A 20,657-nucleotide genomic window follows, 5' to 3' on the forward strand; every position below is an offset into this window, starting at 1 on the left:
TCCGTAAGAAACCCGATATCTTCGTTACGCTTCATCCCTCGTCACTACGGAGTACGTCCGGGTACGCCTCGTTCCTCGGGACTCGCAAGCCTCGATCTCGGCTCTCTTACGAAATTGCCTGAAATTAAAGTTTTATTCTCATCGTTTTGAATTTCTATCGCTACTTATCCGCATTCATGCTCAACTCAGCCGGAACAGCTTCTCGATCAGTTGGGATTTCATGATATCCCCCTCGATTTTCAGTTTTCCCGACGTGTAGGCCTGCATGGGGGGAAACTGGCCGTTCATCATGCTCAGAAAATCCTCGTCCCCGATTTTCAAGGTGCAGGCGGGACTGCCGTGGACACCGGTGGCCACGTCGCAGCTGCCATCCTTGACGATGCAGTGCCAGTCGCCACCGTCGTCGCCGGAAATATTGTACTGGAAGACCACGTCCACCCCTTTTGCGGCTTCGGGTACGAAGGCGCCGGGCATTGCCTCGAACACGGCTGCCGTCGATACAAAGCCCTTTGCGGCTTCGGCCGGGGCGCCTGCAGCCGGCGCCTGGAAGGCCGCCAGGGCGTCTCCGACCTGGGCGTTGAGATCGCGATACTCCTTGCCGCCGGCAAGATCCGAAATCGCTTTCAAATTCTCCAGGATTATTTCGGGGCTGGGGTCCTCGCCGTCTTTGACCAACACCCGGCCGGGGCCGGTCACCACGGCAGCCCGGTTGAAGAATCCCATGCCGGCATTGTAAATGTTGCCGCTGACCGGACAGCGGTCCGAACAGAGGTAGAGCACCAGCGGGGCGACATATTCGGGCTTGGAGCGAGCGAACAGATCCGGCGGCATGACATCCTCGGTGAGGCGCGAGGCGGCGATGGGGGCCACGGTGTTGACCTTGATGCCGTACTTGGCGCCTTCCAGCTTGAGGGTGTTCATCAGGCCCACCAGGCCCATTTTGGCCGCCGCGTAGTTGCTCTGTCCGAAGTTGCCGTACAGGCCGGCCGCCGAGGTGGTCATCACGATACGGCCGTAGCCGTTCGCCTTCATGGCGGCAAAGGCCGGCCGGGTGACGTTGTAGGCGCCTTTCAGGTGGACATCCAGCACCGCCTGCCAGTTGTCGGGCTCCATTTTAACGAAGCTCTTGTCCCGCAGGATGCCGGCGTTGTTGATCAGGATATCCACCGAACCAAAGGTATCTTGGGCGGTTTTAACGATGTTGGCCCCGCCTTCGGCCGTGGACACGTTGTCGTAGTTTGCCACCGCCTGGCCGCCGGCTTCCCGGATTTCCGCCACCACCTGGTCCGCAGGGGAAGCGGACCCTGCGCCTGCGCCGTCGCGTGCGCCGCCGAGATCGTTGACCACCACGTTGGCGCCCCGCCGGGCCAGTTCCAGGGCATAGGCCCGGCCCAAGCCGGCACCGGCGCCGGTAACGATGGCCGTGCGGCCGTCGAACCGGATCTCATCTTTGGGGATGTCGCCGTACTCGAATTCGCCGTTGTCGATGACGATTTCGCCGCTTTCCGCGTTGACCGTGCGCCACACCGCCCGGCCGTCGCCGGTTTTCCAGATCAGGGTGCGGATGGGGACGCCCGGGTACAGGGTTTTAGAGAAGCGGCAGGCCATGCGCCGAACCTGTTCGGGGCGCCCCGGAACCAGGGAGGCGATCAGGGCCCGGCAGGCGAAGCCATGGGTACACAGTCCGTGCATGATGGGCTTTTCGAATCCGGCCATCTTGGCGAATTCCGGGTCCACGTGCAGGTGGAAAACATCCCCGGAGAGGCGGTAGATCAGGGGCTGGTTCAAGGATGGAGCGGCCTCGACCGTAAAATCGGGCTCCCGGTCTGGAAACACCACCGGTTCTTTTTTGCGGTCCTTGCCGCCAAAGCCACCATCCAGGCGGCCGAAAATGGTGACGACGCTGGTGAAAAGCTTTTTGCCGCTGGAGTGGACCGTCTCGCTGTCGTAGACGATCAAGGCGCCCTTGTCTTTGCCCTTGTCATAGTAGTCCACGATCTTGCCGGTGGTGGTCAGGGTGCCCTCGGAGGGGATGGGGTTGTGGAAAATCAACTCCTGCTCCCCATGCAGAATACCCGCCAGGTTGACCCCCGAGGCGATGGCCGCCTGGGACAGAAAGTCGAAGATCATGGCAATGGAAAAACTGGGAATCACCTTCAGATCTTTTTCATAGCAGTAGTCCAGTTCGGAAAATCCCGACCCGACCCCCAAGGCATACAGGACCGCATCTTTCCAGGTGTAGTCCTTTTTCATGGGGCCGATGGGTTTTCCGATGGCATCCATGTTGAGTGCCATGGTGTTCCTCCCTTCTTGCTGGCAGACAGAGAAATTGTTGTTTACCGTCGGTGTTGGTTTGCCGCCGTTCAGCGATCAATCGGTCAGCACTATATGAATTTCCTTCAGATTGAACCGGCAAATACCCGCTTTGCGGAGCCATTGGCGAATTGTTTTTAGCCGCTTTTAGGTATTGCCGCGCCCGCGGTGTTCGTGCTGACGGTAAAGGCCGGAATCAACAGGTCTTTCAAAGTTTCTTTTACAACGTCCAGATATTCGGATTGCTCCACTTCCAAAATGGGCCGAAAGAAGCTTTCCCCGGAGATGAAGTTCAGCACGGCGTTCCACAGGATCATGATGCGCGCTTTGGCCTGGGGACTGACGTGTTCCTTGTCGTCGGCCAGTCTCATGGCAATGGCGATGTTGGCGATGTGCCCGGCCACCTTTTCGTCCAAACTGACTTCGGTTTTCGAATTGCTGAAATAGCCCAGCAGCAGCAGGTTGGAGATTTCGGGGGATTCGTGCAGGTAATCGCACATGACCTCGATGGCGATGTCCAGGCGATCAGACAGGTCTTTGCCTCTGGAACGGCGTTCGATGACGGCAAACTGCTCTTCGATGCCCTCGTTCAGGTCGGTGATCACCGCCTCGTACAGATCGGCCTTTTCCCCCCAGTGATAATAGAGTGTGGAGATGTCGATGCCGACCTCCTTGGCGATCATGCGGGTCGTCGTCCCCTGAAAGCCGTATTCGCCGAACAGTTTTCTGGCAGCGGTCAGAATCCTGGCCTTGTTGGAGTCCGGATTTTTCCTGGCCTTTTCAAGTGTAGAGGGCATCGACGGTCGTCCGTTGGTAAAAAATTATGAATTCGGGAAGTTGATAAAGACCAATAGATGTTTTCCAATAAATGTTTCCATCATTTGATGGAATATTAAGCGGTAATCATTTTGAATGTCAAGGCCAATTTTTGGAGGACTGTATAAAAATTCGAGATAACGTCTTGCGAATTCAAAGAAATAAGGCTATCGCGTGTGACGCGAGCAGCGTTCAGCAGCGACCAGGAATGAAGCGTAATGCAGATATCGGGTTTTTTATGGTTTTTTCAACGCTTTACTTTTTTGCCAGCGGACTTATAATGCATCCACCGAAAATCGATGCAAGGAGTGTTTCATGATCGAAGATATCGAAGTCCCCAAAAAACTGATGGGTTCTTTCAAACGCGTGGTCCGGCGCATTCCCGTGGATTTGAAAAAAGACGAAGAGCTGATCCGGACCGTTGTGGCCTACCTGGAGTTGGGAGGCGAGAAGCTGGCCCGACAGGCCGTAGAGGCTGCCAAACAAACCCTCGCGCTGGAAGTGGCCCAAAGAAGGAAAAAAGCACGGGAAGAAGCTCTGATAAGGGCTGCCGAGGCGCGGCTGGCCGCAGCCGAGGAGGATTCCGAAGGGGATGACGACGACTTCGATGACGATGATGATGATGATGATGATGATGACGACGACCCGGACGACAAAGATTATTGATCGCCGTCTGCAGGTTGGAACCGCCGGGCGGTTCCGTTAGCCCCATCTCTTCTTCCGATATTCGAAACCGGTCCGTGGCCCGGTCCCCGTGAAGCGTCCGCGCCTAATGCGGCGGATTTTCGTAGGTGACCGACATTTGCCTGTCGCACCTGTATTCCCTCCAGGCTACCCATGACGCCCCTTTTCAACAATCTCGACCGGGAGGAGGCCCATACTTACAGCCTCGTCCTCAAAGCGGTTGGTATCGGCAATCGGGTGGTGGGCGTCGAAGAAGGATACCGCATCGATGTCCCCGAGCCCTATCTCGATGCGGCCCTGGATGCCGTCGTGCGTTATCGGGAGGAAAATTTGCCCATCGACGCGCAGGATTTTACTCCCCGCGGTCCTGCCAAACGTATGAACCTTTCCGGCGTCTTTGTGGCCGTCCTGCTGCTCAGCGTCCATTTGGCCGTGATGTCCAGCTCCGCTCCTGACGATTATTTCAAAATCTTCGGCGCACAAGCCCGCAGCATTCGATCCGGCGAAAGCTACCGATGTGTCACGGCCCTGGTGCTGCATGCCGACGATGCTCATATTGCCGGCAACATGGCTGCCACGGCGCTTTTTGGAGGTGCCGTCTGCGCCATTACCGGCAACGGCGTTGGATGGCTGATGATCCTGCTTTGCGGCGTGGCCGGCAATCTGGTTAACGCCATGGTGGTGTCAGCCGGTCATCTTTCCATTGGTGCCTCCACAGCCGTTTTTGGCGCTGTCGGGATTCTTTGCACTCTGCAGGCGGTGCGGTTGGTGTTGTTCGGCAGAGGCTGGAAAAAAGCGGTGGCGGCCTTAGGGGCCGGCATGGCTTTGCTGGCTTTTCTGGGTTCCAGCGCTCGCAGCGATCTGGGCGCCCACCTTTTCGGTTTTGTCTGCGGGCTGCCGATGGGAGGTGTTTACCAGCTGTGGGTCGAGGACCGGATGGGAAAAAAAGGGCAGATCCTATGTGGCGTCCTGGCGGCTGCCATACTGGTCGCCGCCTGGCTGAAGGGCGTCTGGTCGTCCTGACCATTGAGGCGGATGGGGCCGCCAATTGCCGCTATAACGGATAGGGTGTGAGGCTTTCGAAGCCGGTTTCGGTGACCACCAGGGTCTGTTCGAACTGGGCGGAAAGAGATCCGTCCTTTGTCACTGCCGTCCAGCCGTCGTCGAGAACGACGAGTTCTTTTTTACCGAGATTGATCATCGGTTCGATGGTGAACACCATCCCCGGCATCAGTCTGACGCCGGTTCCCGGTCTGCCGTAGTGGGGGATCTGCGGCGCTTCGTGAAAATCTAATCCCACACCGTGGCCGACGAATTCGCGGACAACCGAGCAGCCCTGGCGCTCTGCGTAGGACTGAATGGCGTAGCCGATATCGCCCACGGAATTGCCTGGCTTGACGGCCGCCATACCGATGGCCAGACTCTGACGGGCGACTTCGACGATCTTGCGGGCATCGGCTCCGGGCGTGCCGACGAAAAACGTACGGCTCGCATCGGCATAATAGCCTTCCAGGATGGAGGTGACATCCACGTTGATGATGTCGCCGTCTTCAAGCACCCGGCCGCCGGGAATGCCGTGGCAGATCACTTCGTTGATACTCAGGCACACGCTTTTTGGAAAACCCCGGTAATTCAGTGGGGCGGGAACGGCACCGTGGCGAATGGTAAAATCGTGAACCAGGGTGTTGAGTTCTTCGGTAACCGCACCCGGTCGAATATGGCCGGCCACCAGATCCAGGGTTTCGATGACCAGGCGTCCGGCCCGGCGAATCCCCTGGATCTGTTCAGGCGTCTTGATGCGAATGCGGTGTCTTTTGGCGTATTGCAGGTCATCGGGCGGGGGCGATGCGGTTTTGTTGAGGCAGCAATGCTTGTATTTTTTTCCACTGCCGCAGGGGCAGGGGGCATTCCGGCTGATTTTTCCCGTGTCGACTTTCTTTTTTTTCACCAAAACGGTCCTTTTTAATTGTATTGCAGACTTGGGATATCAAGATTGGGAATGTATCGGAACAGGTATCGAACTGTCAAACCCAAAAAAAATGGCGGCCGATCAGGCCGCCATTTTTCAAGGAAGAGGAGCGGAAAGGAGTTTGGCGCACTCATTTCTAAGCGCTTACCGATAGTATCGGCCCTGATGCCGCGGACCTTTAGTTATTTTTTATTGCCGTGGATCGTTTGTCCTGTTTGAGAACCGGCATCGTCTATGGTATGAACCGCCGAAGATTGGCTTGCCGCCATCGGGCCTGTTAGAAATTCGTTACCTAATCCATTGCTGGAGGCATACTATGACCAACACGGACAACGACTGGGACCGCCGGGTATTATGCAGCGACGGCAACTGCATCGGCGTTGTCGGTTCCGACGGACGCTGCAAGGTTTGCGGTTTGCCCTATGAGGGCGAGTTGCCGATACCCGCGGAGGATGCCTCTGAAACCGGGGATGAAATCAACCGTGTTCCACCCGAGGCATCGACCGACAGCGAACAAATGCCAGACACCGACGCGCTCGAAGCCGAGGAAGGGAAGGATGCCGCCGACGACTGGGAAGATCGAGTTTTGTGTGTCGACGGCAACTGCATCGGCGTCATCGGCCCCGACGGTCGCTGCAAGGTCTGCGGAAAACCCCATCCCGGAAAAGAGACATGACCCACCAAATTGAAAAAGATCCTGTTCTGGTCGATGCCTTGAAGACCGTCTCCGATTTCATTCAACAGGTGACCGGTGCCGCACCGACATCAGCAGAGATGGCCGACGCATTGACCCGCTATTTCGTCTTGAACGAAATCAAGGAGCATATTGTGATGCTGCGGGACGGGGAGGGGGATGGTTGAAAGCGTAACGCTGAAAGGTCAAAGCTGAAGACTGAGGGGTTTGAAAGCTGATTGATGGTGCGGGCTAGGGTTCCCAGCGGTTGCCTCCCTTATGCTTCAGATCGATGTACTGCACCGTTCCCCGTTCACTGATAAACATGGTGAGCAGCCAACTGACGAGGCTGATAAAAAGGGAGCCCAAAAGGGCGCTTCCAAAGCCATCGACATCGAATCCGCCGATGACGCCGGATGCCATCATCAAAAGGATGGCGTTGATGACGAATGTGAACAGCCCGAGGGTGAGAATGGTCAAAGGAAGGGTCAGAATCAGCAGGACCGGGCGAAAGAAAGCGTTCAGGATGCCCAGAACCGCGGCAGCCATAACGGCTGCGGGCAGCCCGGATACGCGAATGCCATCAATCATGTATGCGGCCATGAAAATGGCAAACGTTAGAAACAGCCACCTGACGGCGATTCCTTTCAAGGTAGGTCTTCCATGCGGAGATCGGGTATGCTTGAATCGACTGCGATCAATTGATTTTGTCGCGCAATTTGCCGGAGCATTTAAAAGTAACCACCCGGCGCTCGGATAACATCATTTCCTCTCCCGTAGCCGGGTTTCTGCCTTTGCGTTTCTTTTTTTCCTTCACACAGAACTTTCCGAACCCGCTGACCAGAACGTTCTCTCCCGTTGACAGGGAGTCTTTTATGATTTCAAGCAGGGTCTCGACGGTTTCGGTCGCCTTTATTTTGGTGAGTCCGGTCTGATCCTGGATGTTCTCCACGATTTGCGCTTTTGTCAGGCTCATGCTGCTATTCCCCTCCGCATAGTTTGTATAGCAATCCCGACCTGAATCGCCCGGCGTTGCATCCAGCAACGACCGTAAAACGGCGTCAGACCGTGCCGATACGGCTAACCACCTAAATTGTTAGTGATAAATACGACCATCACGATTAACTTGATGTCAGGAGTTGGCTCATTTGTCAAGAAAATATAGAAAATTAAGTACTTGTGCCGATATCGCGTGAAGGGCGTCAGGTGTGGGTTTTTCTATAACTATTAGAAATAATATGGGATTATCTGTTTTCACATAAAAACATGATGAGGTTTGGCCTTCATCGGAAGGATGCCGGCGCCATCCGGCAGGGACCATGGCCCGAAATTAATGGTCAATCCGGGGATGGTCCGACCATTTATTTTATGATTCAAGTGGGTTAAAAAAGCCGGGAGATGCGCCGTCGGCGTTTCGCCCGGCTTTTCAGATTATTCGATGACTTCCACTCCCAGCGGATAGCGGGACATGGCCTCGCAGCCCGAGGGCGTCAGGACAATGGGATTTTCGTAGCGAAAGCCGATCCCCTCTTCAGGACAGGCATACTGCATGGCACAGATCAGGACTTCATTTTCCCGATAGACGTGGTCCGGATTGGTCCAGTAGGGAAAGGGGCCGTCATTTAAGCCGATGCGCCACTCGTCCCCCATCATTCCGATGCCGTGTTCAAAGCCGGGAACCATGTAGTCGGCAAACTCGCGCGACTCGGCAAAGTCCATCATCTCTTCGGCCAGTTGGGACGGGGTGATTCCCGGACGGTAAGTTTCAAGGGTCAGCTTGACGATGTCGATGAAGTTGTTGGCGTGCCACCACTGGCGGTCCGTTGCGCTGCCGATAAAATAGTTGTGGCTATGATCGCCCAGTCCCAGTTTGAACATGGCGTGGATGTCAACCATCAGGGGTTCGCCGGGTGCAACGCGTTTGCGGGTGGCCGGCGTGCAGGCGCCTCCCATGTATCCGGTGCGGTGCCCGCTGGCGATTTCGTTGCCGCCGGTAAAGGACCATTCCCATTCGCTGCCCGCCTTGCGCATGGCATAGCCCGCCAGGCCGGCGATCTCCGTTTCGGTCATGTCCTTGTAGCCACCGTTGGAAAGGGCCTCGAAAACCGCCTGGTGACCCACATCGACGATGCGCGAGGCTTCGCGAAAACGGTTGATGGTGCCGGAATCCTTGATCAGGGCCAACCGGTCGACGATGGTGTGGGCATTGACCAACTCAGCGTCGGCCAGGGCGGCTTGAAACTGCTGGTATTCGTAGTGGGTGAGGTTGCCCTCGGGCAGATAATTGGACATGCCGCTTTCGATGCCGACGCGGCCTTTGCCTCCCTTCAGATGGCCCAGGATGCAGTCGGATATCTGTTCGATCTGGTCCTGCCCGCCCATGGGGGCGAATCCCAGGACATGGTCTTCGTCCAGCCAGGAGTCATCGGCCACCCGGGCGGCGTCGATAACGAAGGTGAAGGCCGTGGGCAGGCCCTGGGCCGGGATCACCACGAAACTGCGCCAGGGGCAGAAGGCATCCAGGGTCCAGGAGAGGGTCCGCAGGCGCGAGCCTAAGTAGACGTCGATGTTTTCATTGGCCATGGCCTCCTGAATGGCCTGGATGCGGCCGGGAAAATCGATATAGTAGGGATCGTTTTTCGGATTCATGGGCAACCTCCGTATCAATAGGATGCAGGGATGGTGGAGAGAACCTTGTTGAGCCGGTCGGCGATGGATGCCAGCTTGAGGGCCTTGACCATGTTGCCTTTCAGCTTGAGCTTGCCGGTCATCAGCGCTCGCTGAGAACCGAGTTCCGCTCTCGATATGCGGGCGAAGGTGTCGTAGGCGCCGGTAATCCGGAACTCCGCTTCCGGCGGTTCTCCTTCCCCGACGGAAAGGGTTTCCAGGCGGCCGTCACGGAATCCGAAAAAGAGATAGCGGTCCTTGCCGTCCGGGCATTGGGTGTAGATGTTGGACATGGACGAAGTGATGCGTTTCATTTTCTCCGGTTCCAGTTCCGCCTTGAGTCGCTTTTCGGCTTCGTCGCGCCATTCGGCGCTCAAATAGACTAGTTGATCTGCCATGGCCGCCCTCCTATAAGTGTGGGTGTTAATTGCTATCAGGTAGCAGCAGGCCGTGGGTCATCAATTCCAGGGCCTGTTCGAACATTTGCTCCAGGCGCTTCTCCTCGTTGCGGATGTATGCACGGATGATCAGCATTTTATAGATGCCGAAAATGGTTTCCGCCGCCGTGTCCATATCTACTTTCCGAAAACGCCCAAGCCGAATGCCCCGTTTCAACAGGGTCTTGACCATCTCTATGGAAGCGGCGTTGATTGCCGCATAGGGATCGTTGCCGGGAAACATGGGAAAGATGTCCGGGTCTGCCGCCAGCACCTGCCTGAGATCGCGATCGGTGGCCAGGTAGGTCACCGCGCTGCGGCACATCACCAGGAATTGATTCTCCACCCCGGATTCTTCGGCGATGGCGCGGCGGACGTTGTCCTGCCAGCGCAACAGGGCCCAGGAAACCGTTTTTTCGTAAAGATCCCGCTTGTTTTTCGCATAGCGGTAGAGATTGCCCTTGGTCATGGTCAAGCGGTCGGCGATATCCTGAACGGTTGTTTTCCTGAACCCGTAACGGGCGAAAACCTCCAGGGCGGCGGCAAAAATAATGTCGTTTTCGATTTTTGGCTTCATAGTTATAATAATGAACAAATAATTTATTTGTTTATTTATTTGAGTTGCGGATAGAAGTCAAGCAGCCATTGATTGTAAAATAAAATTTTCCGTCCTACGATCATGTAACCATTATCCATTTCTCCCGTTATATGTTTACTGTGGATACTTACGACTGTTTCTACCGAGAAAACAAAGATCGGGTTTACGCCTATCTGCTGCGGATGACCAGGGACGTTCAACTCGCCGGGGATCTGACCCAGGAGAGCTTTGCCCGCTGCCTCTCCAGCTATGGGCGCAATGGCAGCAACCGGGCCCTTTTGTACACCATCGCCCGCAATGCAGCCCTGGATGCGGTCCGCAAGCGGCGCGAGGAGGCTTTGGGCGATAATGAAGAGATCGCTTCGGCGGCCAATCCGGAGTGTCAGTTGATGGAAAAGGAGGCCTTCGGGCGAATGCTCGATGCCATCGGAAAGCTTAATCCGGTAGACCGCGAGCTGATCTCCTTGCTGGCCACCGAAGCCTTTTCATATCGGGAGATCGGCAAGCTGCTCAAGATCAGTGAGACCAATGTGAAAGTGCGCGTTCACCGGGCGCGGCTGAGGCTGAAGGCGCTTCTTGATGCCCAATGAATGCGAGGGATTCCCGTCTTCTCGGCGTTCACGATAGGAACAACGTCATTTGGCAAAACGATTACCATGGTGCTAAACGATTTGGAGACGAATGATGGACTATCTTTCCAGCATGTATATCGACAACGAGATGGACTTGGACGAAAAATGGCAGTTCGTGGAAAAGGTCCGCTCGGACCGGTCCTTTTACGTTCAGACCCTGGAACTGCTGAAACAGGAGCAGGAACTGTGGAAAATGCCTGAAATGCCTGCAATGGCGACGGCAACCCCATGGCGGCCGCCGTTTCGAGCCGTTCTGGTCCGTCTGCTCAAACCCCTGGGGGTGGCCGCCGCCGGCTTCACCGCCGCCGTGCTCCTGCTTTTCAGCGGATTCCAGAATCCCCCGCCAACGGTCTGCCGCAATCGCTTCGTCCTATACGAACCATCGGCTCAGCAGGTGGAGCTGGCCGGATCGTTTACCGGCTGGCAGCGGTTGTCAATGCTGCCTGTCGGTAACAGCGGTTACTGGGAACTCAACTTGCCAATACCTTCCGGAGAATACCGTTTCGCCTATATTCTGGACGGTGACCGGCAGATGGCGGATCCCACCCTGCCGACAAGCGAGAAAGACGATTTCGGCGGTGTGAATTCCATCCTGACCGTGGAGGACCGGGTATGATCCGCATGCTGCCGATCATTTTGACTCTGGTTGTGACTTCAGGGTGTACCGCCCACTACTATCAGGTCCAGGGTGACACGTTGTCGATGGTTCTGGATGAACCGGGGGCGCACGAGGTAATCTTTGCCTGCAGCCTTGACGGTTTCCAGCCTCATCGAGCCCGCAACGAGGATGGACGATGGGTGGTTACCGTGCCCGGCAATAATGCTTTCCGCTACTACTATATACTGGACGGATCGCTTTACCTGCCCCCCTGTGAACTGAAAGAAGAAGATGATTTCGGATCCCAGAACTGTATTTATAATCCACAACTGTAACCTTCCCCGGACCCAATCGTTACACAATCAGAGCATCACAGTTTTCGTTAAGGAGGGGTTATGAAAAAGATTTGCCTTGTCGTATTGATGCTGGGTTTATTTGCCGCAACGGTTTTGGCCGATGAACCTGTTCCTTTGTCCCAGCAGGCCATGCAAAGCGTACAGCAGCAAAGCCGGGAAATGAGTGCCGTCGGTATTCCAGAAGCCCAGGCGCAGAAGATGTTGACCCAGATGGTACAGAACCGGTTCCAGGAGCGGAACCGGATCCGCGCCAAACAGATCGTGATGAGTGCCGCTAAGATGGGGCTTCCCACCGAACCGGTAATGAGCAAGGCCATGGAGGGGATGGCCAAACAGGTCAGGGAACAGCAGGTCATCCGGGCCATGGAAACCGTACGCAGCCGATATGCATACGCCAACCGACTTGCAAAAACGCTTTCCGACGACAAAGCAAACATCGACACCCTGACACACAGCATCGCGGACAGCATGGCGGCAGGGATGAAGTCCAGGAACATGGATGCGATTATCGATCAATTGCAGACCCAAAGCCGCCAGCAGACGGCAACCCGCAACCGGACGGAAATGGACCAACTGGCCATTCAGACCGTTCAGACCATTCGTACCATGGCACGCATGGGATATGATTCTTCGAAGGTTGCCAGCGCCGTCGGGCAGGCGCTTCGAAATCAATACACCCACCAGGAGATGAAACAGTTGCGCGCCAGGATCGCCAAACAGACTCATCAGGACCTGGGTCGGCTTGTGGCCACGCAACATGCCGGTTCTATCGGGAAAGGATCTAACGACGGCAGTGCAGGTGGCAGCGGTGCAGGTGGTGGCTCTGGCAGCGGGTCCGGCGGTTCTGGTGGTGGCGGCAGCGGTGGAGGCGGTTCCGGTGGTTCCGGTGGTGGTTCCGGTGGTGGTTCCGGTGGTTCCGGCGGTGGCGGGGCCGGAGGGCCAGGGGGTGCCAAATAATCTGATCATTTGCCTTCCCATCGATTTGAGTGATCGTCATCATCTTTTTCAAACCACGAACAGCAAAATAACACAGGAGTGCTTCCCCGCCGCTCCTGTTGCATTTAGCCTGCATTCAATCAACTCCTCAACAACCAATCCTGCCATCTATAAGGCTTGCCCTGCATTCATCGGAGGGATTGGCAGGTAAGAATCCAGGGTTTTTTCAAATGCGAGCTGTCATTCATTCCTCATAAAAAGTCCCTCTTTCGATTGCAAATTGATCAAATACCCATTAATTACAGGTAAGCGCCATATCGACGGTTTTGGCCGATACGAACAACGTTTGAGAAAGACCAAAGTCAATGAATCCTGAAAACGGAATCGCCATCGCGGTAACGGGGCTGGCCAAACGCTTCGACGATGTTTCGGCGGTTGCAGGTGCGGACTTCGAGGTGCGCTCGGGTGAACTTTTCGGTTTTCTCGGGCCCAACGGCGCCGGCAAGACCACGACGATCAATATGCTTACCGGGCTGGCCCGTCCGGATGCCGGTTCCATCAGGATCGGCGGCATCGACTGCTCCGGCAATCCGCGGGCCGCACAGCATCTGGTGGGCGTCGTTCCGGATGAGAGCAACCTCTATCCGGAGTTGACCGGTTTCGAGAATTTATGTTTCTGTGCCGCGCTTTACGGCCTGGCGAAACGCGAACGCGAGGCTCGGGCGCGCCAACTGCTGGACGATTTCGACCTCACCCGGGCAGCCGACCGCAAGTTCGCCGGATACTCCAAAGGCATGAAGCGCAAACTCACCATCGCCGCCGGGATTATCCACCGGCCGGATATTCTCTTCCTGGACGAGCCGACCACCGGTATCGACGTGGCCAGCGCCAGGCAGCTTCGGCAGTTGGTTTCCGAGCTTCACCGCAAAGGCACCACCATTTTTTTGACCACCCATTACATCGAGGAGGCCGAGCGGCTTTGCAACCGCATCGCCTTTATCGTGGAGGGCCGCATCGTTCGCATCGAGACGGTGGCGGATCTTATCCAACCGCTGCAGGCTAGGCAGAGCCTGCAGCTGTCCTGCGAGAATCCGGTGGATCGTATCCCGATCGAGCTTGGCAGCCGTTTTCCCGATTTCGAATTCTCCCTTACAAAAAAAGGCTGCATTCGGGTGGCGTCGGACAGCCCCATCGGCGTGGGGCCGCTGGTGCGTTTTCTGGAGGACAGCGGATATGTCGTCACCGAAGCCCGGCGTCTGCGGCCCTCCCTGGAAGATGTCTTTATGCAGATCACCGGTCTGGAAGCCGAGGTTATGCGCAAGGAGAAAGAGAAAGGGGGCAAGCGAAAATGAAGCCCTGGATCGCTTTCTGGAATATCCTGGCCAAGGACATGCGGACCTATTACCTGAAGCCGCCCAACATCAGTTGGGGGATCATCTTCCCCCTGGCGTGGACAGGAATGTTTTTTATCAAAACCGGAAGCGGGCTGGAAAGGATCGGTACGATCCTGCCGGGGGTGGTGGCGGTGTCCATTCTCTTCGGCACCACGTCCATGCTGGCCGTAACGGTCACTTTCGAGAAGAAAAACCGTTCCTTCGAACGCCTGCTGCTGGCGCCCATCCCACTTGAAATTCTCATGCTGGCCAAGACTTCCGGCGCCATCATCATGGGTTCGGTTAACGCTTTTGTGCCCATCGCCATGGCGCTTTTTCTCACCGATCTTTCCAATGTTTTCTGGGGCGCCTTCATTCCGGCCGTCCTGATGATCGCCGTGGCCTCCACCTTTCTGGGCCTTTTCATCGCCGTTGCGGTCAGCGAGGTGTTCGAGGCCCAGACGTTTTCCAATTTTTTCCGGTTCCCCATGATTTTTCTGTGCGGGCTTTTTTTTCCCATCGAACGCCTGCCCATGCTGCTTAAACCCCTGGCCTATGTTTTTCCTTTGACCTACGGGGTCGATGTGCTTCACGGGGCCGTGCATGGGCAACATCGCATGCCCTTTGCCTTGGACTTGGTGATTCTCGGCGGTTTTTGTGTGGGGTTGTTTGCGCTGAGTTTATACAACATCAAGAGGCGCTGGATTAAATAGTGCCTGTTTCTGGAAAGATACGTACTATCCCACTTGGGTCAGATGCCATAATGACTCCGTGTCGCTTCCAGCCGTGCTTTTCGTGCCCGGTCGGCGACGGTCAGCACCGGTTTGTCCCGCTCCCACCGCCGGGCGGTTTCAGGATCGGTGCGGGCCCACAGCGGATCGATCATTTCAATCAAGGCTTCAAACTGCCGAAAAAGACCGCCGGCGGCGACATGAGTGGCCGGTGACATGGGATCCTGACGGGCCAGGGCGCATACCGCGACAATGAGCAGGCTCACCTGCTCAACAATCTCCGCCGGCCAGCCGAAACGCCGGGCAATTCCCAGAAGATACCCCAGCACCGCACCGGTTACGTGCAAATCCTCGATGGTGCGAAACGGTTTGATCATACCGGTATAGCCGTCTTCTTCCATCACCTGCTCCGACGGGACAAACACATCCTTGAAAAGGACGGCGCCATGCGCGATTTCAGGGATGAAGGGCAATGGGGGCATGGACACAACCGTCAAGCCGGCAGCATTGCGGTCCACCCGGACCATGCGGATCCAGTTTAGGCCGTCTTTTATGCCGGTGGAAGCCGCCACGAACAGGCGGTCGGCATGGGTACCGCCGGTGATGAAGCGTTTTTCACCGTTGAGTCGGTAGCCGTGGTCGGCAGGGACGATAAAGGTTTGAATGTCCCGCGGATGGTTCCCGCCGGCTTCGGTGATGGCCATCGCGCAGATGGTTGTCGACGGCAGCACGGGAAACAGGCTCCGAATCGCCTCCTGGTAACCGGTGAAAAAGGCCCAGGCCAGTCGATCGCACTGCAGACCTCCCCATACACAGCGCTCGATGGGTTGCGCCCAATCCTGACCGGCGGTCTCCCGGACATTTCGCCAGGCATCGAAGTCGTCCATGGGCCGGGCGATTTCTTTCAGCGGGCAGGTCAGCAGGGCATGCAGTAAATAAGTGGCGGTCCCGGTATCATCATTCAACATCGCTTTATCCTACCCCTCACAGCACCAGGCCCTGGATGAAAGCTGAAAGCTGGTTCAGATTCCGGCAGGGCCGCACCTCGTTGCAGATGGGGCGGTAGTTTCGCATTTCGCTGTCCCCGGTATACCAGAACTGTTCCGTTTCGGGGTTGAGCCAGATCAGCCGGCGGCAGCGGTCGCGGATTTCCTCCAGGATTCGGCTTTCGGGGTTGGCGTAATTGGAGCGGGCGTCGCCGATCACGATGAAGGTCGTTTTCTTGGTGACCGCGTCCATATGGCGGCTGCGGAACTGGCGCAGGGTCAACCCATAGTCCGTGGATGCCCCGTAATTGATTCCCGCTTCGGTGAGAATCTTCTCGATGGCGGTTTCCACGCCATGGTCATCGAAAAACAGGGTTACCTCGGCCACCTCGGCCACGAAGACGAAACTTCGCACACGTTCGAAGCATTCCTGCAAAGAGTAGAGGATGTTGAGCATGAATTTGGCCGATGACCACACCGAGCCCGAGATGTCGCACAGCACCACGATGCGTGCCTTGCGCGGCGGCTTGTGCCTGAAGACGATTTCGACGGGAACGCCCTGGTAGCGGGCCACTCGGCGCAGAGTCTTTTTCACGTCCAGCCCTCCCCGGCTGCGGGTGGCATAGCGAAGCGCAGCTTTATCCTTGAGCTTGCGAACCAATTGATCGATGGCTTCGCGCAGGCGAATGGTTTCGGAAGGGGAAAGGGCGTTGAAGGAACGGCTGCCCAGCGCTGTATTGGCTTTTTTTGCGTCTCTGCGGACGTTGTCTGCCTCGGGAGCCTCTTCCCGGGTCAGCAGGTTGCGGGCAACGGCAATGCGATGCTTGAGGTGACGCTCGATCTGCTGGCGGACTTCCCAGTGGAGGTCGTCTCGATGGTTTTCGAGATAACGGTCCACCAGCTCGGCGGCACGATCCAGGGCGCGCAGGATGGGAAAGCGGCGCACCAGGGCGCCCAGGTTGCTTCCCGGACCCTGTCTGCGACTATTGCCCTCGCTCTGGACTTCCTGGAGAAGCTGCAGGTAGGCTGCCGGCTCGCCGGTGATGAATTCGGATATGGCGGTCAGTTCCTGCTGGTCCTTGGCTGCTGTTTGAAGCGCAATATGGACGGCCTTCACGGGCGTTGCCAGAGAATCGGCGTCGGCCGCCGTCGCATGCACCTGCAATTCATGGAAAAAGAGATGGTACAGATGGTCGAAACGGTGCTGCTCCCGGCGGCTTTTGGCAAAATTGGCCCGCAAAACCGCGTTGAACTGCCGTTCGTCCAGGACATCGATCAGGCGGATCTGGGAGAGGCAATCCTTGACCTCGGCGGTGGAGATGCGCAGGTCCGAGGCACGGGCGCAGGATGTAAATTGCAATATTATATTTTCCATGGTTGATTCAGAGGTCTGAGGTCGGATGTCTGAGGTCGGAGGGCTAAGGCAAGATTTCCGACTTCCGATGGCTGACCTCCGTCTTCCGTCCTCGGACCTCAGCCCTCCGTCATCCGAAATTGACCAGCTGCCGGGCCTGATCGCGGACCTGGCAGGCGTCCTCCCGGTGTTTGCAGATCACATTGAGCGTATCGGCGACGATTTCCGGACAAAGCGTGTCCACCTGCAGGGCGATCAGGGCTCTGGCCCAGTCCAGGGTTTCGGAAATGCTGGGCGTCTTTTTCAGATCGAGTTCACGAATGCGGGCCATGGCGTCCACCATCTGTTCGGCCAGCCCTTCGGCAATGCCGGGTACTTTTTCCCTAACGATGGCCAGCTCGGTTTTTCGGTCGGGGTAGTCGATATACAGATGGATGCAGCGGCGCTTGAGGGCGTCGCTCATGTCACGGTAGCTGTTGGAGGTCAGCACCACGAAGGGAATATGGGCGGCCTTGACGGTGCCCAACTCGGGTATGGTGACCTGGTAATCGCTGAGGATTTCCAGCAGGAAGGCTTCGAACTCGGGATCGGATTTGTCCACCTCGTCCACCAGCAGGACCACCGGTGCGGTGGACCGAATCGCCCGCAAAAGGGGGCGGGGCAGCATGAAGCGTTCTGAGAAGAAGGCGTCCTCCTGGCCGGCGATGCGTTCCACGGCCTCTGCCAGGCTGCCGGCGCGATCAACCACGTCGGCGACCTTGTCTTTCACCATCTGGGTGTAGAGCAATTGCTTGGCGTATTCCCATTCGTACAGGGCTTTGGCTTCGTCCAGCCCTTCATAGCACTGCAGACGGATCATCTCCCGGCCCAGGCTGCGTGAAACCGCTTTGGCCAGTTCGGTTTTGCCCACCCCGGCGGGTCCTTCCACCAGGACCGGTTTTCGGGTGCTGGCGGCCAAAAAAATGACCGTGGCAATTTCACGGGTGCAGATGTAGCCTGCTGTTTCCAGTAGGGTACGGGTTTTTTGGAGACTGTCAAAAAGCATCGTTTCCATCTCTTTCGAATCGGTTGCGGCTCTGGTGATTGTATGCGGCCTGCTTCGTTGACGCCGGGGATTAATTCTTTCGAAATTCAAATCGAAATCAATCCCTTTCAATGTTTACAATGTAAATTTTACCAGATCAAACAAAAATTGAAAAGCAAAATGGGCTGCGTGTTCGGGGAACGACGGGTCGGCATTCGGCGATTATGACGAGGGTGCCGGACGCCTGCGGACTTTGTAGATGACGTCAATGCGGTTTTTGAGGCCATCTTCCAGCTTCAGGGAGGAGGGTTGCAGTACCAGGCTGACCGAAACGGTGCCGCCTGTGGTAATGTTGTCCAAGGGGATTTTTTCCGTGTAAATGGTATGGATGTCTTTGAGCATCTGGCTGCCGCCCACCACCTTGACCGTGTCGGGGACCAGGCGGGCATCTTCCAGGATCAGGTTGTCGGCCAGCTTTCCGGTCCAGTCGGGCTGGATGGGCAGGGTTTTTTGAACCGGCCGATCCAGGTTGACCTCCAGCATTTGCGGATCGACCTGTTTGAGTTGGATACCGGGCGGCAGGGCAATGCTTTCCCGGGCAATAGGGATCTGGTTTAACCCGGCAACGGCATTGGCCAGATCGAGCTTGATTTTCACCTGATCGGACCGAATGGATTTGATCAGACTCCCCGAACCGCTGAGTTGCAGGCTGACACTGCTGGCTGAGGCGGAAAAGATTTCCAGGTTGGGGTCCCGGTTCATGAACTCCACGGGAACTTCCAGGGTCACCAGGGCTTCCAGCCCCCGGGCGAAGCTGAACCATATACCGGTGATACCCGCCAGGCAGATCATTGCGGCGATTCCCAACTCCAGGGCCTGCCTTTTCAGCCCGCTGGCCGCGGTTGCTTCGCCGGCATGCTCCTGGAGCACATGCCGCAGTTCGATGTTGTTGTCGATATTGATGGCATTGTCATCCTTGAATACCGTTACCCGTCCGCGCTCCTCGGACACCACGATGACCAGGGCGTCGGACTGCTCGGCCAGGCCGATAGCGGCGCGATGGCGGGTGCCGAAGTAGGAGGGCAGGTCGGTTCGTTTGGACAATGGCAAAATGGCGGCCACCTCCACGATTTGATCTCCCTGGATGATCGCGGCGCCATCGTGCACCGGGGTGCCATGCCAGAAAATGCTCAGCAGCATTTCGCGAGAGAGCTTGCCTTTCCATGGGATGCCGCTTTGAATCACGGTTTCGATGCCTTTTTTCAGGGGCAGGACGATCAGTGCGCCCAGCTTGCGGCGGGCCAGTTCGTAGACACCCTCGACGATAATGTCCACCGGCGTCTGGATCTGGCGCTGGGGGATGCCCCAGAAAAAGGACTTGAAGTTGCGGGTTTGCAGAACGCTGGCAATCTCGTTGCGAAAAACGATGATGATGATCAGTGCGGCCGCGGCGATGATGCCCTGGATGGCCCAACTGGTGACGATCAGCCCCATGTATACCGCCGTGCGTTCCAGGATCCAGAGCATGGCGATGGCCATGATCATGCGGATGACGTTGGTCCCCCGGAACAGCACATAGAGCCTGAAGAGGATATAGCTGTTGAGCAGGATATCGACGACATCCTGCCAGCGAAGACCGGTGGTTAATTGCGTCAACGTTTCCATGGGATCAATCGGTTATGCTGAATCGCAGTGTACGCATGAGTGTGTCGTTGGCATCGGTAATCTCCACCCGCCAGGGGCCTTTATCGGAATCCCTGAGCTGTACGCTGGTGAACGAAGACCAGCGGGGAGGGTTGATGGTCAGTCGTTTTACCGTGACCAGGCTGTCCCGGCGATACCATTTGTGATGAATATACGTTTTCTCAGGCACCGGGTCGAATTCCGTGTAGCAGGAGACGCGCCCCCGTTCGATGGAAAAGACCACGGCCGTGTTCACCGGTGCATATTCCTCGATGGTTTCGCACATGACCGCTTTGGACAGCGTCGGTGTCGCGGTTGCGGACGGCTCCTGGCCCCACAAGGTGATTGGAATGGCCAGCAGGCCGGCCGCCAGGCAGAAACGGGCGAATTTTCGGATGGAGGTTCGCATGGGGACCACAGTAGCGCAATCCCTTTTTTTTGCAAGAGAAAATCGCGGTGTCGGAAGGGGTGACAAAAAGAGGCATAACCCGGCAAGGCCGCCGGGAATTACAGGCGTTTGCGGCGGCGGAACAGTTCGGCCAGAGATCGCTGAATCATGATCTGTTCGATCGCCTGCTTTTCCCGGATTTTATCTATCATATCCTTGTCCAGCAGCCACCCGAACCCCAGTTCATCGAAGAAAACAATTTCCTTTTTCGTGCCCATGATCAACGCTCCTTTTTATTCCGGTTTCAGCCGGTCGACCTGTCTGCATCGCCGCAAAACCGTTGTGCTCAACCGTTTCGGTTCGTTGAATCTGATATCGACGCTTTCGGGATTTCCTTTAGCGGGGATTTCTCCAAAACAGATGGGAGAAATCGTAAACG

The 20,657-nt window shown here is 56.6% G+C and carries 24 protein-coding genes; 10 read left to right on the forward strand and 14 right to left on the reverse strand.

The annotated features are described in order from the left end of the window. Positions 1-180: 180 nt before the first annotated feature. Both GN111_RS28740 and GN111_RS28745 read right to left on the reverse strand, forming a co-directional pair. Positions 181-2,295, reverse strand: coding sequence for an SDR family oxidoreductase (locus tag GN111_RS28740; RefSeq protein ID WP_155307042.1), 2,115 nt, complete (start codon positions 2,293-2,295; stop codon positions 181-183). A 155-nt stretch (positions 2,296-2,450) separates the two neighbouring features. Then, the gene (locus GN111_RS28745; RefSeq protein WP_155307043.1) at positions 2,451-3,110 is read right to left on the reverse strand and encodes a TetR/AcrR family transcriptional regulator; all 660 of its coding nucleotides are present in this window, start codon (positions 3,108-3,110) and stop codon (positions 2,451-2,453) included. A gap of 334 nt (positions 3,111-3,444) precedes the next feature. Between GN111_RS28745 and GN111_RS28750 the strand changes: the two genes are divergently transcribed. Next, complete coding sequence (locus GN111_RS28750) at positions 3,445-3,795, forward strand: hypothetical protein (RefSeq protein WP_155307044.1); 351 nt, start codon at positions 3,445-3,447, stop codon at positions 3,793-3,795. 171 nt (positions 3,796-3,966) lie between these two features. Continuing rightward, positions 3,967-4,836 (forward strand): rhomboid family intramembrane serine protease, encoded by an 870-nt coding sequence (locus tag GN111_RS28755; protein WP_155307045.1) that lies wholly within the window; start codon positions 3,967-3,969, stop codon positions 4,834-4,836. Between the two features lie 31 nt (positions 4,837-4,867). Here GN111_RS28755 and map read toward each other — a convergent pair whose 3' ends face one another. Then, positions 4,868-5,761: a type I methionyl aminopeptidase gene (gene map / locus GN111_RS28760; protein ID WP_155307046.1), complete on the reverse strand. Its 894-nt coding sequence runs from the start codon at positions 5,759-5,761 to the stop codon at positions 4,868-4,870. A gap of 337 nt (positions 5,762-6,098) precedes the next feature. Between map and GN111_RS28765 the strand changes: the two genes are divergently transcribed. Then, on the forward strand, positions 6,099-6,458 hold the full coding sequence (locus GN111_RS28765; RefSeq protein ID WP_155307047.1) for a hypothetical protein: 360 nt from the start codon (positions 6,099-6,101) through the stop codon (positions 6,456-6,458). Continuing rightward, positions 6,455-6,643, forward strand: coding sequence for a hypothetical protein (locus tag GN111_RS28770; protein WP_155307048.1), 189 nt, complete (start codon positions 6,455-6,457; stop codon positions 6,641-6,643). The genes GN111_RS28765 and GN111_RS28770 overlap by 4 nt, the downstream gene beginning before the upstream one ends. 64 nt (positions 6,644-6,707) lie before the next feature. On the opposite strand, the gene GN111_RS28775 is transcribed toward GN111_RS28770, so the two are convergent. The 5 genes from GN111_RS28775 to GN111_RS28795 all read right to left on the reverse strand — a co-directional run bounded on the left by GN111_RS28775 (position 6,708) and on the right by GN111_RS28795 (position 10,136). Continuing rightward, the gene (locus tag GN111_RS28775; protein ID WP_155307049.1) at positions 6,708-7,106 is read right to left on the reverse strand and encodes a phage holin family protein; all 399 of its coding nucleotides are present in this window, start codon (positions 7,104-7,106) and stop codon (positions 6,708-6,710) included. Between the two features lie 46 nt (positions 7,107-7,152). Further along, positions 7,153-7,431, reverse strand: coding sequence for an integration host factor subunit alpha (locus GN111_RS28780; RefSeq protein WP_155307050.1), 279 nt, complete (start codon positions 7,429-7,431; stop codon positions 7,153-7,155). Between the two features lie 455 nt (positions 7,432-7,886). Continuing rightward, positions 7,887-9,104, reverse strand: coding sequence for a M24 family metallopeptidase (locus GN111_RS28785; RefSeq protein WP_155307051.1), 1,218 nt, complete (start codon positions 9,102-9,104; stop codon positions 7,887-7,889). Between the two features lie 14 nt (positions 9,105-9,118). Beyond that, entirely contained in the window at positions 9,119-9,520 is a 402-nt protein-coding gene (locus tag GN111_RS28790; protein ID WP_155307052.1) for an SCP2 sterol-binding domain-containing protein, read from the reverse strand. A gap of 25 nt (positions 9,521-9,545) precedes the next feature. Then, entirely contained in the window at positions 9,546-10,136 is a 591-nt protein-coding gene (locus tag GN111_RS28795) for a TetR/AcrR family transcriptional regulator (RefSeq protein WP_155307053.1), read from the reverse strand. Between the two features lie 140 nt (positions 10,137-10,276). On the opposite strand from GN111_RS28795, the gene GN111_RS28800 reads away from it, so the two are divergent. The 6 genes from GN111_RS28800 (at position 10,277) to GN111_RS28825 (ending at position 14,765) form a co-directional block, all read left to right on the forward strand. Further along, a complete protein-coding gene (locus GN111_RS28800; protein WP_170302503.1) occupies positions 10,277-10,747 on the forward strand; it encodes an RNA polymerase sigma factor in 471 nt (156 codons plus the stop codon). Positions 10,748-10,838: 91 nt separating this feature from the next. Next, entirely contained in the window at positions 10,839-11,405 is a 567-nt protein-coding gene (locus GN111_RS28805; RefSeq protein WP_155307055.1) for a glycogen-binding domain-containing protein, read from the forward strand. Next, positions 11,402-11,722 carry an early set domain-containing protein gene (locus GN111_RS28810; RefSeq protein ID WP_155307056.1) on the forward strand — a complete coding sequence of 107 codons (321 nt, stop codon included), beginning with the start codon at positions 11,402-11,404 and terminating at the stop codon, positions 11,720-11,722. The genes GN111_RS28805 and GN111_RS28810 overlap by 4 nt, the downstream gene beginning before the upstream one ends. 60 nt (positions 11,723-11,782) lie before the next feature. Beyond that, on the forward strand, positions 11,783-12,700 hold the full coding sequence (locus GN111_RS28815; protein WP_155307057.1) for a hypothetical protein: 918 nt from the start codon (positions 11,783-11,785) through the stop codon (positions 12,698-12,700). A gap of 344 nt (positions 12,701-13,044) precedes the next feature. After that, on the forward strand, positions 13,045-14,031 hold the full coding sequence (locus tag GN111_RS28820) for an ABC transporter ATP-binding protein (protein ID WP_155307058.1): 987 nt from the start codon (positions 13,045-13,047) through the stop codon (positions 14,029-14,031). Beyond that, positions 14,028-14,765 (forward strand): ABC transporter permease, encoded by a 738-nt coding sequence (locus tag GN111_RS28825; RefSeq protein WP_155307059.1) that lies wholly within the window; start codon positions 14,028-14,030, stop codon positions 14,763-14,765. The genes GN111_RS28820 and GN111_RS28825 overlap by 4 nt, the downstream gene beginning before the upstream one ends. Before the next feature lie 38 nt (positions 14,766-14,803). Here GN111_RS28825 and GN111_RS28830 read toward each other — a convergent pair whose 3' ends face one another. From GN111_RS28830 to GN111_RS28855, 6 genes are all read right to left on the reverse strand, one after another. Beyond that, the gene (locus GN111_RS28830; RefSeq protein WP_155307060.1) at positions 14,804-15,751 is read right to left on the reverse strand and encodes an acyl-CoA dehydrogenase family protein; all 948 of its coding nucleotides are present in this window, start codon (positions 15,749-15,751) and stop codon (positions 14,804-14,806) included. Between the two features lie 16 nt (positions 15,752-15,767). Then, positions 15,768-17,129, reverse strand: coding sequence for a VWA domain-containing protein (locus tag GN111_RS28835; RefSeq protein WP_170302504.1), 1,362 nt, complete (start codon positions 17,127-17,129; stop codon positions 15,768-15,770). A 124-nt stretch (positions 17,130-17,253) separates the two neighbouring features. After that, complete coding sequence (locus tag GN111_RS28840; protein ID WP_155307062.1) at positions 17,254-18,168, reverse strand: AAA family ATPase; 915 nt, start codon at positions 18,166-18,168, stop codon at positions 17,254-17,256. Between the two features lie 201 nt (positions 18,169-18,369). After that, complete coding sequence (locus GN111_RS28845) at positions 18,370-19,812, reverse strand: diadenylate cyclase (RefSeq protein ID WP_155307063.1); 1,443 nt, start codon at positions 19,810-19,812, stop codon at positions 18,370-18,372. 4 nt (positions 19,813-19,816) lie between these two features. Continuing rightward, complete coding sequence (locus GN111_RS28850; protein WP_155307064.1) at positions 19,817-20,239, reverse strand: DUF2914 domain-containing protein; 423 nt, start codon at positions 20,237-20,239, stop codon at positions 19,817-19,819. 98 nt (positions 20,240-20,337) lie between these two features. Next, a complete protein-coding gene (locus GN111_RS28855) occupies positions 20,338-20,496 on the reverse strand; it encodes a hypothetical protein (protein ID WP_155307065.1) in 159 nt (52 codons plus the stop codon). Positions 20,497-20,657 lie beyond the last annotated feature (161 nt).

It is taken from the genome of Desulfosarcina widdelii, from assembly GCF_009688965.1.
Lineage (GTDB): Bacteria > Desulfobacterota > Desulfobacteria > Desulfobacterales > Desulfosarcinaceae > Desulfosarcina > Desulfosarcina widdelii.